Source organism: Thalassotalea atypica (assembly GCF_030295975.1).
GTDB lineage: Bacteria > Pseudomonadota > Gammaproteobacteria > Enterobacterales > Alteromonadaceae > Thalassotalea_F > Thalassotalea_F atypica.
In genome coordinates, this window is record NZ_AP027364.1 from 112004 (window position 1) to 126502 (window position 14499).

7 protein-coding genes, 1 tRNA gene and 2 rRNA genes are annotated in these 14499 nt (G+C 42.0%); 8 read left to right on the forward strand and 2 right to left on the reverse strand.

All coding sequences use genetic code 11. The features are described 5' to 3' along the window. The first annotated feature begins 7 nt into the window (after nt 1-7). The 3 genes from QUE03_RS00495 to rrf all read left to right on the forward strand — a co-directional run bounded on the left by QUE03_RS00495 (nt 8) and on the right by rrf (nt 3630). Nucleotides 8-83: transfer RNA gene (locus QUE03_RS00495), tRNA-Ala, on the forward strand. A 389-nt stretch (nt 84-472) separates the two neighbouring features. Then, nucleotides 473-3353 (forward strand): 23S ribosomal RNA (locus QUE03_RS00500). Between the two features lie 162 nt (nt 3354-3515). Continuing rightward, a 5S ribosomal RNA gene (rrf, locus tag QUE03_RS00505) occupies nt 3516-3630 on the forward strand. A 113-nt stretch (nt 3631-3743) separates the two neighbouring features. Here the strand turns inward: rrf and QUE03_RS00510 are convergent. Then, a complete protein-coding gene (locus tag QUE03_RS00510; RefSeq protein WP_286264033.1) occupies nt 3744-4133 on the reverse strand; it encodes a GFA family protein in 390 nt (129 codons plus the stop codon). A gap of 558 nt (nt 4134-4691) precedes the next feature. Between QUE03_RS00510 and polA the strand changes: the two genes are divergently transcribed. Beyond that, nucleotides 4692-7445, forward strand: coding sequence for a DNA polymerase I (polA, locus tag QUE03_RS00515; protein WP_286264034.1), 2754 nt, complete (start codon nt 4692-4694; stop codon nt 7443-7445). A gap of 483 nt (nt 7446-7928) precedes the next feature. Here the strand turns inward: polA and QUE03_RS00520 are convergent, their stop codons facing one another. After that, nucleotides 7929-8954, reverse strand: a complete 1026-nt coding sequence (locus QUE03_RS00520; protein ID WP_286264035.1) for a patatin-like phospholipase family protein — start codon at nt 8952-8954, stop codon at nt 7929-7931. Between the two features lie 417 nt (nt 8955-9371). Between QUE03_RS00520 and QUE03_RS00525 the strand changes: the two genes are divergently transcribed. The 4 genes from QUE03_RS00525 (at nt 9372) to QUE03_RS00540 (ending at nt 14499) form a co-directional block, all read left to right on the forward strand. Beyond that, nucleotides 9372-9746, forward strand: a complete 375-nt coding sequence (locus tag QUE03_RS00525) for a hypothetical protein (protein WP_286264036.1) — start codon at nt 9372-9374, stop codon at nt 9744-9746. A 657-nt stretch (nt 9747-10403) separates the two neighbouring features. After that, nucleotides 10404-12191, forward strand: coding sequence for a sensor domain-containing diguanylate cyclase (locus QUE03_RS00530; RefSeq protein WP_286264037.1), 1788 nt, complete (start codon nt 10404-10406; stop codon nt 12189-12191). Between the two features lie 269 nt (nt 12192-12460). Further along, complete coding sequence (locus QUE03_RS00535; protein WP_286264038.1) at nt 12461-13720, forward strand: efflux RND transporter periplasmic adaptor subunit; 1260 nt, start codon at nt 12461-12463, stop codon at nt 13718-13720. 62 nt (nt 13721-13782) lie between these two features. After that, nucleotides 13783-14499, forward strand: coding sequence for an ABC transporter ATP-binding protein (locus tag QUE03_RS00540; protein ID WP_286264039.1), 717 nt, complete (start codon nt 13783-13785; stop codon nt 14497-14499).

Below are 14499 nucleotides of genomic sequence, written 5' to 3' on the forward strand. Positions count from 1 at the left end.
CCCAGATGGGGCTATAGCTCAGCTGGGAGAGCGCCTGCCTTGCACGCAGGAGGTCAGCAGTTCGATCCTGCTTAGCTCCACCACTTACTTCTTCATAGAGAATAGGGAAGCCAAATTAAAGATATCTGATAGATGTTTTCAATTTGGTTTTTTTAAACCACGAATTAGCCGAATGCGCGCTAGTTTGAAGCTCTTTAACAATCTGGAAAGCTGATATAAATACCCGGTGTTTATATGGTGTTGAACGTGTCGCGCGTTTCAATACATCAACATATAGATACCAACAGCGAGTGAGATAACCTTATCGTTTATCGAACAAGCTGATTAACTTCTCCTCCTCGGAGAATGTTAATAAAAAATCTAAATCAAGTAACTCATCTACATCGAAAGATGTGAGAGTACGTGAAAATGTCAGGCTGTACGATTAGTTCGGATTAGTCTCCGAACATTCTAAGACTACTTAGGGTTGTATGGTTAAGTGACTAAGCGTATGTGGTGGATGCCTTGGCAGTTAGAGGCGATGAAAGACGTGTTAATCTGCGATAAGCTGAGTTGAGGTGATAAAAACCGTTATAGACTCAGATTTCTGAATGGGGAAACCCAGTGTCATAAGACACTATCACTTAGTGAATACATAGCTAAGTGAGGCGAACCGGGAGAACTGAAACATCTAAGTACCCCGAGGAAAAGAAATCAACCGAGATTTCCTTAGTAGCGGCGAGCGAACGGGAATTAGCCCTTAAGTGGTTTGTAAGTTAGTGGAATAAGCTGGAAAGCTTAGCGATACAGGGTGATAGCCCCGTACACGAAAACAAACTTACCATGAAATCGAGTAGGTCGGCACACGTGAAATGTTGACTGAATATGGGGGGACCATCCTCCAAGGCTAAATACTCCTAACTGACCGATAGTGAACCAGTACCGTGAGGGAAAGGCGAAAAGAACCCCTGTGAGGGGAGTGAAATAGAACCTGAAACCGCATACGTACAAGCAGTGGAAGCCTTCGGGTGACTGCGTACCTTTTGTATAATGGGTCAGCGACTTATTTTTTGTAGCAAGGTTAACCGATTAGGGGAGCCGTAGCGAAAGCGAGTGTTAACTGCGCGTTTAGTTGCAAGGAATAGACCCGAAACCCGGCGATCTACCCATGGGCAGGTTGAAGGTTGAGTAACATCAACTGGAGGACCGAACACACGTATGTTGAAAAATGCGGTGATGACTTGTGGGTCGGAGTGAAAGGCTAATCAAGCCGGGAGATAGCTGGTTCTCCCCGAAATCTATTTAGGTAGAGCCTCGGACGAACACCATCGGGGGTAGAGCACTGTTAAGGCTAGGGGGTCATCCCGACTTACCAACCCTTTGCAAACTCCGAATACCGATGAGTGATATCCGGGAGACACACGGCGGGTGCTAACGTCCGTCGTGAAGAGGGAAACAACCCAGACCGCCAGCTAAGGTCCCAAAGTCATAGTTAAGTGGGAAACGATGTGGAAAGGCCCAGACAGCTAGGAGGTTGGCTTAGAAGCAGCCATCCTTTAAAGAAAGCGTAATAGCTCACTAGTCGAGTCGGTCTGCGCGGAAGATGTAACGGGGCTAAACTATGCACCGAAGCTGCGGATTTAACTTTTAAGTTAAGTGGTAGGGGAGCGTTCTGTAAGCCGTTGAAGGTGAACTGAGAGGTTTGCTGGAGGTATCAGAAGTGCGAATGCTGACATGAGTAACGATAAGGGGAGTGAAAAACTCCCCCGCCGAAAGACCAAGGTTTCCTGTCCCATGTTAATCAGGGCAGGGTAAGTCGGCCCCTAAGGCGAGGCGGAAACGCGTAGTCGATGGGAAACAGATTAATATTTCTGTACTTCTATATATTGCGAAGGAGGGACGGAGTAGGCTAGGTGAGCACGGCGTTGGTAGTCCGTGTGAAAGTATGTAGGCTGAAGACTTAGGTAAATCCGGGTCTTCTTAAGGCTGAGATACGAGACGAGAACCCAAGGGTTTGAAGTCATTGATGCCATGCTTCCAGGAAAAGCTTCTAAGCTTCAGATATATAGGAACCGTACCCCAAACCGACACAGGTGGTTAGGTAGAGAATACTAAGGCGCTTGAGAGAACTCGGGTGAAGGAACTAGGCAAAATAGTACCGTAACTTCGGGAGAAGGTACGCTCTCTAGTGTGAATCCCTTGCGGAGTAAGCACAGGAGAGTCGAAGTAACCAGGTGGCTGGAACTGTTTATTAAAAACACAGCACTGTGCAAAATCGAAAGATGACGTATACGGTGTGACGCCTGCCCGGTGCCGGAAGGTTAATTGATTGGGTTAGCTCTGCGAAGCTCATGATCGAAGCCCCGGTAAACGGCGGCCGTAACTATAACGGTCCTAAGGTAGCGAAATTCCTTGTCGGGTAAGTTCCGACCTGCACGAATGGCGTAATCATGGCCACACTGTCTCCACCCGAGACTCAGTGAAATTGAATTTGCGGTTAAGATGCCGTATACCCGCGGCTAGACGGAAAGACCCCGTGAACCTTTACTATAGCTTGACAGTGAACATTGCTCCTACATGTGTAGGATAGGTGGGAGGCTTTGAAACCGCGTCGCTAGATGTGGTGGAGCCAATCTTGAAATACCACCCTTGTATGCGTGATGTTCTAACCTAGGGCCCTAATCGGGCTTGGGGACACTGTCTGGTGGGTAGTTTGACTGGGGCGGTCTCCTCCTAAAGAGTAACGGAGGAGCACGAAGGTTGGCTAAGTACGGTCGGACATCGTACGGTTAGTGCAATGGCATAAGCCAGCTTAACTGCGAGACAGACACGTCGAGCAGGTGCGAAAGCAGGTCATAGTGATCCGGTGGTTCTGTATGGAAGGGCCATCGCTCAACGGATAAAAGGTACTCCGGGGATAACAGGCTGATACCGCCCAAGAGTTCATATCGACGGCGGTGTTTGGCACCTCGATGTCGGCTCATCACATCCTGGGGCTGAAGTCGGTCCCAAGGGTATGGCTGTTCGCCATTTAAAGTGGTACGCGAGCTGGGTTTAGAACGTCGTGAGACAGTTCGGTCCCTATCTGCCGTGGGCGTTTGAGAATTGAAGAGGGCTGCTCCTAGTACGAGAGGACCGGAGTGGACGAACCTCTGGTGTTCGGGTTGTCATGCCAATGGCATTGCCCGGTAGCTACGTTCGGAACTGATAACCGCTGAAAGCATCTAAGCGGGAAGCAGGCTTTGAGATGAGTTCTCACTGGGACTTTAAGTCCCCTAAAGGGTCGTTGGAGACTACAACGTTGATAGGTCAGGTGTGTAAGGGTTGTGAGGCCTTGAGCTAACTGATACTAATTGCCCGTGAGGCTTAACCATACAACACCCAAGTGGTTTTGTGTGTCTGACATGAATAAAAGTCACGTACTCGTGTTACTGATTAGATTTAGATAAGTATTTACATCGCTCACTGACATCCATGTCATTGCGGTATTAGTGCATTCGTGCACGTCATCAGCTTTCAAGATTGTAGTTTTTTTGCTTGACGACAATAGCGTTGTAGAACCACCTGATCCCATGCCGAACTCAGAAGTGAAATGCAATAGCGCCGATGGTAGTGTGGGAGTTCCCATGTGAGAGTAGGACATTGTCAAGCTTCTATTATGAAAAGCCCGTTACGAATGTGACGGGCTTTTTTACGTCTGGCGTTTAGTACTACAAAATACTCTGCTAATAACTAGGAACAATCAGAGAGCTCAGTGTGATTAATTAGTCCTCTTTTTGTTTACTTTTATGTACCAGCGTATGGGCATTCTTTTCCCAGTTTTTACCGTCAAAATTTACTATTTTTATCTCTTTTGGTGGATAGTCGAGGCACCTAACATTAACGTCTACCCCGTCAGGGTTTGAACGAGGAATATAGAAGGATTTTATTCCGCAAGTTTTGCAAAAGTAGTGTTGAGCTATACAACTATTAAATGTATAGGTGTAAAGTTCTTGTTCATCGGTAAGGAGAGAAAAGCACGTTTTAGGCACGATCAAATGCAAATGACCGGATTTACTACAGACAGAACAGTTACAATCTTCAACTTCTATAACTTCATCGGCTTCAACTTCAAACCTAACAGCTTTACAGTGACAACCACCTGTATATTTCATATCAGTCTATTCCTGCTAATTTTTGCATTCACTATACTCAGCTAATTTCTAATAGGCGAATTTTCGTCTAAAAGAGAGGAAGCAGCTATTTAAATTTTTGCAAATCTATAAATGGAGAAATTATCTGATATTCAGTGCAAAGCCTTTATAGCTGTGTCTTATGATTTTTTGTTATTTTAAATGAATTCATTACAGTAAAAAAGATTAATAATTCTCTGGTATTGACGATTTATTCTGGTAATCTCTTACAGCTTATTTATTAAAAGCGTTCTTTTTTTGAACGTAATATTACAAGCAACAAATATTTTTATTCACAAAATATAACAAGAATAATAATTGTGTTTGAAAGAGATTCAATCTCTCCGTAACCCAATATAATTAAGCAGTTAGTATATTTATCTGGTTTGAACTTAAGTGTCATTCCGGAGGTTTACGCTGTTTATTAACAAAGATATCCACAGGAAGTCTATTAATTTCAGCTAAATACTTGGCTTTAGCTAGCGAGGATTGGTTGATTATGGCATTCTTAGCGAAATTTTTATTGAGTTACTTAGCCGCATGTCAAATTCCAACCTCAGTCCACTTATCTTAGTGGATGGTTCTTCCTATTTATTTCGTGCATATCACGTCCCATACTTACAGGCGCTTTCAACAGCCGATGGCCAGCCAACAGGCGCTATTACCGGCGTTTTAAACATGATCAAAAGTCTGGAAAAAGATTATCCAGGTGGTAATGTCGTTGTTGTTTTTGATGCAAAGGGTAAAACGTTTAGAAATGACATGTACCCAGAGTACAAAGCCAATCGTCCTCCAATGCCTGATGATCTGCGAACGCAGATCGCGCCATTACATGAAATTATAGAGGCAATGGGTTTGCCATTACTTGTGATTGAAGGTGTTGAGGCGGATGATGTTATTGGCACTTTAGCCAAACAAGCATGTGATGCCGGAATAGAAACGGTAATTTCAACTGGTGATAAAGATATGGCCCAGTTGGTTTCAGCTAACGTGCGTTTGATCAATACAATGACGAACGTTGAAATGGATGAAGCCGGTGTAATTGAAAAGTTTGGTGTAAGACCAGATCAGATTATTGATTATTTGGCACTAATGGGAGACAAAGTTGACAATATACCCGGCGTGAATAAGTGTGGACCAAAAACAGCGGTTAAATGGTTACTAGAACATGGCACTATTGAACAGGTCATGGCAAATGCTGACAGTGTTAAAGGTAAGATAGGGGAGCATTTAAGAGCAGCTCTTGATCACTTACCACTATCTTATGACCTAGCCACGATAAAGCTTGATGTAAAATTAGAGCAACAAGTACAAGAGCTTTTACCGACTAAGCCAAATAAAGACAAATTAATAGAGCTCTATAGTAAGTTTGAACTAAGACGCTTACTTGCGGATATCAACAAAGACGAGACAGGATCTGAACAGTCTTCACATAAAGAGCAGGACTCTGATAGCGTAGAGGAAGTAACATTCGACGACGTCGACGTAGAGTATGATGTAGTGTTAGACCAAGCATCCTTTGATAAATGGCTTGATAAGCTTAAGAAAGCAGAATATTTCTCGTTTGATACCGAAACAACTAGTGTTGATTATATGCAAGCAGAATTGGTAGGTCTTTCTTTTGCCGTTGAAACAGGAAAAGCTGCTTACGTGCCAGTAGCTCATGATTATCTAGGCGCTCCAACGCAACTGTCTAGAGATTTTGTCCTCTCAGCATTGAAACCATTACTTGAAGACGAAACCTTAGCTAAAGTCGGACAACACCTTAAATATGACGCCAACGTGTTAAGCCATTACGATATTAAATTGCGAGGTGTCGCGTTTGATACCATGTTGGAATCGTACTGTTTGAATAGTGTTGCTACGCGTCACAATATGGATGCGTTAGCAGACAAATATTTAGGCTATAAGACGGTAAAATTTGACGATATTGCTGGTAAGGGAAAAAAACAATTAACCTTTAACCAAATAGAAATTGAGAAAGCAGGGCATTACGCAGCAGAAGACGCAGATATTACTTTGCGACTTCATGAAGCGATCTATGGGAAGTTAAAAAAGTCGTCGGCTCAATTATCTGTTTATGAAGACATTGAGTTACCACTTATGCCAGTGTTAAGTCGTATGGAACAAGGTGGTGTACTGATCGACAGCGATATGCTTGCGGAGCAAAGTCAGCTGATTGGAAGCCGCTTGGCGGAGCTCGAAATAGAAGCACACAATATCGCGGGTAAAAGTTTTAATTTGAGTTCACCAAAGCAACTGCAAGAGATATTGTTTGAAGAGTTGAAAATTCCAGTCATCAAGAAAACACCGAAAGGGGCACCTTCTACTGCGGAAGAAGTACTTCAAGAATTGGCTTTAGATTATCCATTGCCAAAAGTTATATTAGAGCATCGTGGTTTGAGTAAGCTAAAGTCAACTTACACAGATAAATTACCTCTATTGGTGCAGCCGAAAACGGGGCGAGTGCATACTTCTTATCACCAAGCTGTCGCAGCGACTGGCCGACTTTCATCAACCGATCCGAACTTGCAAAATATCCCGATCAGAAGTGAAGAGGGTCGAAAAATTAGAAACGCATTTATTGCACCAGAACAATATAAAATAGTTGCTATTGATTACTCGCAAATTGAATTACGTATTATGGCACACTTATCCAATGATCCTGGCTTAGTGTCGGCATTTTCGGAAGGTAAAGATGTACATAGTGCAACAGCAGCAGAAATATTTGGGGTAACCGTTGATGAGGTAACGAGTGATCAACGTCGCAGTGCGAAAGCGATTAATTTTGGTTTGATTTACGGTATGTCGGCGTTTGGCTTGTCTAAGCAAATTGGCGTAGGGCGAAACCAAGCACAAGCATATATGGATAAGTACTTCGAACGCTACCCAGGTGTTTTAACCTATATGGAAGAAACTCGAGAAAAAGCGAATGAACAAGGTTATGTCGAAACCTTATACGGACGTCGATTATATTTGCCAGATATTAAGGCAAGAAACCAAGCGAGAAAGAAGGCAGCAGAAAGAGCGGCGATTAACGCACCGATGCAGGGGACGGCGGCAGACATCATCAAAAAAGCTATGCTAGCGGTCGATAGTTGGATTAGTCAGCAATCGAATGATCATGTAAAAATGACCATGCAAGTACACGATGAACTTATCTTTGAGATCCATCAAGATCATGTAGATGAAATAACAAAGCAACTTGTTGAGATTATGAATAACGCAGTGGACTTAAATGTTCCATTAATTGCTGAGGCAGGTGTTGGTGATAATTGGGAACAAGCACACTAATGATTTAGCACTTGTAATAATATTTCCTAAAAAGCTCCAGTAGGAGCTTTTTTAATAACAAAAACGGCAATAAATCTCATTTAACTACAAAATATGAAAATAAATTACATAAAATGTGCATTTATTCTTTACATGAGTAGAGTGCTTACTCTATAATTTACTTGTTCCTCACGTGAACGCTTGTTGTAATAATTGTAATTCTAGCTTTCCTCATAGCTAATACGCCGATGATATTTTTATCATCGGTTTTTTTATTTCTGAAATAAAATTACAAATTCAGGGTTTGCGCCATTGACGAAGAATAGGCGTAGAACGCCTTATTACAATTACATTGATCTAAATTTCCAGCAGACTACTATCATAGCGATTACTCATTCGCCACTTTGTTGATCAATACCCAAAATTTCATGGTATGCATTTAAACAAAAAGAACTAGCCCAGCGGTTAGTCCTTCTTATAATCATATCTAGATAGCTTTAATAATTACTTATGTTCTATCGGTTTGCCCGTTTTTGGGTCAATTCTATCAAGCGATGGACCTTGATATTCGCCAACAAGCAATTCAACAACGGCTTTACCATATTGATCAAACCAAAAATCACCGAGTAATTTTAAACGGCGAATGTTGGTTTTACTGACATCGTCCATTGCATCATCTGGTGGGGTAGGTAATCCCGGTTGTTCCTTCAATTTGGCATTTACACGGATATACGTTCCCCGATCCATCATTGTGATGCCTTGATAAGCAACAACGCGTTCATCACTGAGAATGTCTAAAATTTTGCCTTTAGTCATCCATTGCAATGCTCCCCATTTCTTCGATTCCGGTCCATTGATTTTTCGTGTCATAAAACCGGTGCCAATCGACAGCACACGTAAATCACTTATGGATTCATTCTTCCAGTGTCGCCTTGCTTCTGCTATTGCGCACATGGTGGGGTTGTTGGCGATAACACCTCCATCAATAAGCCACGCCTCATCGTTGTCAGGTGGTAAATCGACTTCTTTAGTTGGGAAGTAAGTCGGCGCGGCACTAGAAGCATCCGCTACCTGGTAGGAATGCAAAGACAAATAATCAGCCTTTGTCGACTTGATGATCATGGGGCGACGTTTTTCAATGGCATAGGTGACCGCTAATACCTGTTTACCGGCTTTTATAGCATGCTCAATTTTAGCGTCTTTGAAATTAGCTTTGAGGACTTGTGTTTTCTCTTTAGCTTCATATTTAGGCGCGTTGACGCCATCGATTTCAAACCACCCTTTATTTTCAGTAAATATTTTTTGTGCGGTGTCATAGTTGTACAAGTTATTGATTTGCTTCATCGACATATCGGTGGTAGCTAATGCAAGAGCGATAATACTGCCAGTACTGGTCCCGGCATAAAAATCGACGCACGCTCGTAACGTGGTTCCTTTTTTCTGTAGTTCTTCTTCGACATGAGCTAGAAATTGGGTGGTCGCTGCGCCGCGAATACCACCGCCGTCTAAAGATAAAATGAGTTTTGACATGATTAGATTCCTTCTATTATCAAACATAACTGGGGGTACACATTCAACATTAGCTCATACCGCGATACCGACCGGTTCACGTAATGAGCATTGAATGAACTAGCGTTACCGTAGAGCGAAAAAGAAAGCAACTCTATCGACACTTCCTTTTATCGTTGATGTACAGCTATGAGCATAGTCACTAATAGCTTAATTACCAATGAACCCTAGCCAGATATTCTCATCGTAGACAGATACATTTACGCAAGCGGTTTGTTAAAAGTAATGACGTGTATTACTACCAATGAGACGAGTGTTAAAGTAGCTACCTAAACTCACTTCGCTATATTTAAATAGACAATTATTGATTTGACTTAATGTTGTACAACTCCTAATAATTTAACCTGTTTGCAATGAAAAAATGTCAGAGGATATTCCATGAAGAAAGTGTTTTATAGAGTTTCAATCGTTATTTTGTCAATGATTGTATTATCTGGTTGCAGTGAATCGGTAACTATTCAGCTTGAACCAGACTTAACTTTATTTGTCAGTACAGATAAAGAGACACCAATTCATTTAAATGCAAAAGACGAAGCCTATGCTACCTTGGCGAATTGGCTCAACGAAAACAAAGATAACTGGTATTCGACCTCAGGAAAATACCCAGGTGGGGTTTATATTGTGTCCGGAAGTGATGGCATTCAAATAACACAACGACGAGTGATTTTATACACAATCACTAATGGAAAACCGGTAGCAAAATATGTGCAAGAAATCGATCAAACAGAGCTAAAAGTACTCAAAGACATCTAACCTAGTGGGTTAGCGCTACGGTTCTAACCCACTAAAAAAGTGTAGCAAAGCCGAAATATAGGTAGAACTGGTATAGTTTGATTCAATTAACCACTCGTGTGCTGTAATTAAAAAATAATAAAGGTTTCACCTGCATAGAGCTTATTGTCGTTATCTTAGGTTTTTTGTCGGCGACGGCATTGCCGAAGTTTATTGATCTTTCTAAGGATGCGAAATTCGCAGTATTGACTCAATTTCGGGTGACTACTAAGGCAGCAAATGATCTGATTTTCTTAATGTCAAAAAATGGCGAGTTACGTTACATTTCCAGTAGCCAACCGGCCAGATTCAGTTGATATTGACATGGACAATAATGGCGTAATCGATCTCGGCAGCGATAGGGCCAGAATACGACATTATCGAAAAGGCTGTTAAAGCCATTCAGCACCGTACGCCTATCTCGAACAAATCATAGCAAAGCACCATTTTCTATGACGCAATATTTGAAAATAGTTGCAATTAATGAATAGCGCTTGAGCAACGTTGAGATGAACGACACGCTATCTTCCTGTACTTCTAACATGATTAAATTGAATTGATATTTTCAGCCATTTCTTAGATGAAGTGGACATACAGTGTTATTATTAAAACAACAATAAATTAGCCTTGTCATCTTTTATGTTTTTACTTTTCGGCCACATTGACAGAAAACTCGCAAGCTTTTTTGCTGTATGCGCTCGTCAATGGACCGTTTATGTGGGCTATAGTGTGGTGTTACTGTTGTTATCTATGCGCATCAGTACAGCAGGAGAGCGCGTTGTAGTGCCACAATTTAATGACGGAACCTTAGGTAAATATACCCAATACTTTCAAGATCAAAGCGGCAGCTTGTCGTTTGAGCAAGCGCACCAAATTTTTAAAGCTTCAACGGTTCGACAAGGTAACGCTAATTCTATTTCTCTAGGCCTTGATGTTGCACCTGTATGGATGAAATTTACGATTCATAACCTTGAGGTAGAAGCACAAAATTACCGCCTGTCGATTGAAACTCCTTGGCTTGACTATGTTGATACATGGTTAGTAAAAGACGGACAAGTGGTTCAACACATCCAAGGAGGTGATGCTTTTCCATTTGCGAAACGACCGATGCCTTACCGCTTTTATGCGTTTGAACATCCGTATTCTTCGGGCACAACTGACGTGTTTATTCGTATCGAAACTAAAGGACCTATGGCGATCCCAATCCAATTTAGTTCAATAGAAAAAGCCGTCCAAAGGGACATTAACAATGGCTATCAATACGGTATGCTTTACGGCATCATGCTGGCGCTTGCCCTCTATAATTTGGTGCTGTATGTTTTTATTCGTCAAAAAGAGTATGGATTATACAGCGTCTACCTTATTGGCTTTGTGCTAAATAGCTTGTCTTATACGGGACAACTACACACCATTATCATCGAAGATTACGGCCCTTATTTTCAAGATTGGTTAGATATCTTCTTGATGATCACCTATAGCGTGGCGGGTTTGCACTTCGCGCGTGCTTTGCTGAAAACGAAAGACTATGCTCCTAGGTTAGATCGATTTGTATTACGTACAACAGTGATTATCCCTATGGGTATGTTGATTGGCTTCGTGCTCAATCAGCTCTTTTTTTCAATGTTGTTGGCGTTTCTATTAAACACGTGTTTCGTGGTGTTATTTGTTGCGATGGGTGTCAAGGCGTTTACAGAGCAAAAACCACTTGCTGTGATTTTTTTATTGTCTTCAGTGACTGCAGCAATTTGTATAACGGTATCCACGCTGGCGGTTGCTGGATTTTTCGTTCCATATAATGACTACACATTTAAAGCGATTGAAGTCGGCATGGCGGTTGAAGCAATTTTGCTTGCAATCATATTGGCACGACAATTTCGTATGGCGCAGCTCGATAAGCTGATTGCAGAAACTTACGCTCGAACAGATACCTTAACTCAGCTCAATAACCGACGCGGATTTCAAGATCTATCACAACCCATTTGGCAAAATTTAGTGCGTGAAAAACGTGAAGCATCTATTGTGCTGATCGATATCGACTATTTTAAGCGTTTTAATGATCAATATGGCCATGATATTGGTGATACTGTCCTCAAAGAGGTAGCACAATGCATCAGTAAGGCTTGTCGTAAAGGAGATGTATCAGCACGTTGGGGGGGAGAGGAATTTATTGTTTTCTTACCTGAAACAGCTCAATCTCAAGCAATAGTCCATGCAGAGCGGATCAGAGAGGCAATATCATCACTAACGTTGAATGTGATAAGAGTTCCAATTTCGATTACCGCCAGTTTCGGTGTTGCTGGCACAGTTAATAGTAAATTTATTGATCAAGCATTGTGTATGGAGACCCTTGAGCCGATGATCAATCAAGCTGACCGTGCTTTGTATGTCGCTAAGCAAAGCGGTAAAAATCAAGTGCAAGTGAATTAGTGCTTAATAAATATCTATATCAAATCTTTCCATTTTTTATTGTAAATAATTACCTGTCCGGAAACTGCCTGTAAAAAGTGTCCGATAACTGTCCGCTGGACAGTATTTGCTGTCCGCGGACAACCTCCTCAAGAACATATTGTTACCTAACTAATTGTTATACATGCATTTTTGATTTTGGCATGTTAGGTGCAAAACAATCCATATTGAACGGACATTTAAAGAATCATGGGGCCTTTATAGGCATCAAAGGACATTTAGTAATGACAATGCGAGATACAAGTTTACAAGACAGGCAAATCACCAATCACAATCCCAAGTGGATAAAGCCAGCAGGCTTAATTGTTGCAGGCGCAATTGTTATAGGGCTTGCATGGCAAAGTTTCGCGGGTTGGGCATCGGTTGATCATAGTGTTGAACTTAAATCGGTCAAACTGGCTACTGTTGAACGAGGTGATTTCATCCGAGACATTGCAGCGACAGGTCGAGTGGTTGCCGCCAATGCTCCAATACTGTATAGCCCAGAGGTAGGGTTAGTGACTTTATTGGTAAAACCAGGTGATAGCGTCGAGCAAGACCAAGTTGTTGCGGTAATAGACAGCCCACAGTTGTTATCGCAAAAGCAACAACAGTTGGCTATTGTTGAGCAACTCAAAGCAGAAATCAGCCGCGTGGAGTTAAGCGCGAGTCGTTCATCTTTGCGTTTACAACAACAAATGGATTTAGCGAAGGTAAACCTAGAAGCAGCTGAACGTGAGTTTCGTCGCGCTGAAATTTCCATTAAAAAACAATTGATTAGTCAAATTGATTATGAAGAAGCACAAGATGAATTAGCAAAATCACGTCTTATTGCAAAACACGCTGAGCAGGACGTGGAGCTTGCTAAGCGTTCATTAGCTTTCGAAGTAGAAAATAAAAAGCTTGAATTTAAACAGCAGCAAGTAGTGCTTTTAGAGCTTGAACGCAAAGTAGGTGGTCTCTCCGTTAAATCACCGGTTAAAGGCGTTGTCGGTAACTGGCTAACAGAGCAAAAAAACCAAGTGCAGCGTAACCAAGAGTTGATGAAAGTGGTTGATTTAACGGCTTATGAAGCACAACTACAAATCTCAGAGAGTTATGCCGCAGAGCTTGGTATAGGCATGAACGTTGACTTAACGATTGGTGGACACCCATTAATAGGCGTGTTATCGGCTATCTCTCCTGAAGTTAACAACAACCAAGTCACGGCACAAGTAAAAATCAGAGATAAGAATGGCGCCAAATTACGTCAAAACCAGCGGGTTAATGCACGTATTCTGCTTGAGCAAAAAGAAGATGTCGTGATGATTAAACGCGGTCAGTTTTATGGCAGCGGTGCGGGCAAAGTGGCTTATGTGGTTAACGACAGTATCGCACAACGAGTTGACTTAGAAAGCGGCTCTACCAGTACGGGTTACGTTGAAATACTAGCTGGCGTTAATGTGGGAGACACATTGGTCATTTCAAACCTATCAGTATTCAAAGGTAAAGAGCGCATTGTTCTTCACTAAGGTATTACATTCAAACGATTAAAAATATACACAGTTAACGATTAAGGGATAAGGGAAATAATATGCTTAAAATGTCAGGAATTAATAAAGTTTATCGCACAGAGTTGGTTGAAACCCATGCACTTCGCGCACTGGATTTATCTGTAAAAGAAGGAGAGTTTGTTTCTGTTACTGGTCCTTCAGGCTCAGGCAAAACTACGTTCTTAAATATCGCAGGTCTGCTTGAGAATATTTCTAGTGGCGAATATTTATTAGACGGTCAAAACATTGTAGGGATGAATGATAAACAGTTGTCACAACTAAGGAATGAAAAAATAGGCTTTATCTTCCAAGGATTTAATCTGATTTCAGATCTCAATTTATACGAGAATGTTGATGTACCACTGCGTTATAGAGGTTTCAGCCGAAGTGAGCGAAAACGCCGCATTGAACAAGCCCTCGAGCAAGTCGGCTTAGTGGCTCGTATGAAACACCTTCCTTCGCAGCTATCTGGTGGTCAGCAGCAACGTGTTGCCATAGCTCGTGCTCTGGCGGGAGAGCCGAAACTATTACTTGCCGATGAGCCAACAGGTAATTTAGACAGCTTAATGGCAAGACAAGTTATGGACATTCTTGAGGGTATTAATAAGTCAGGTACCACAATTGTTATGGTTACTCATGACCCCGAGCTGGCGCGCCGTGCACATCGTAATATTCAGATCGTGGACGGGCAAGTCTGTGATTTTAAAATGTATCAGGGATCGTCAGCGACGGCCATTAATGATGCCGTATCAGCATAG

What these genes read in the sequence shown, in the direction of transcription:
- QUE03_RS00510 (WP_286264033.1), bottom strand. Translation starts at nt 4,133, where the DNA reads ATGAAATATACAGGTGGTTGTCACTGTAAAGCTGTTAGGTTTGAAGTT.
- polA (WP_286264034.1), top strand. Translation starts at nt 4,692, where the DNA reads ATGTCAAATTCCAACCTCAGTCCACTTATCTTAGTGGATGGTTCTTCC.
- QUE03_RS00520 (WP_286264035.1), bottom strand. Translation starts at nt 8,954, where the DNA reads ATGTCAAAACTCATTTTATCTTTAGACGGCGGTGGTATTCGCGGCGCA.
- QUE03_RS00525 (WP_286264036.1), top strand. Translation starts at nt 9,372, where the DNA reads ATGAAGAAAGTGTTTTATAGAGTTTCAATCGTTATTTTGTCAATGATT.
- QUE03_RS00530 (WP_286264037.1), top strand. Translation starts at nt 10,404, where the DNA reads ATGTTTTTACTTTTCGGCCACATTGACAGAAAACTCGCAAGCTTTTTT.
- QUE03_RS00535 (WP_286264038.1), top strand. Translation starts at nt 12,461, where the DNA reads ATGCGAGATACAAGTTTACAAGACAGGCAAATCACCAATCACAATCCC.
- QUE03_RS00540 (WP_286264039.1), top strand. Translation starts at nt 13,783, where the DNA reads ATGCTTAAAATGTCAGGAATTAATAAAGTTTATCGCACAGAGTTGGTT.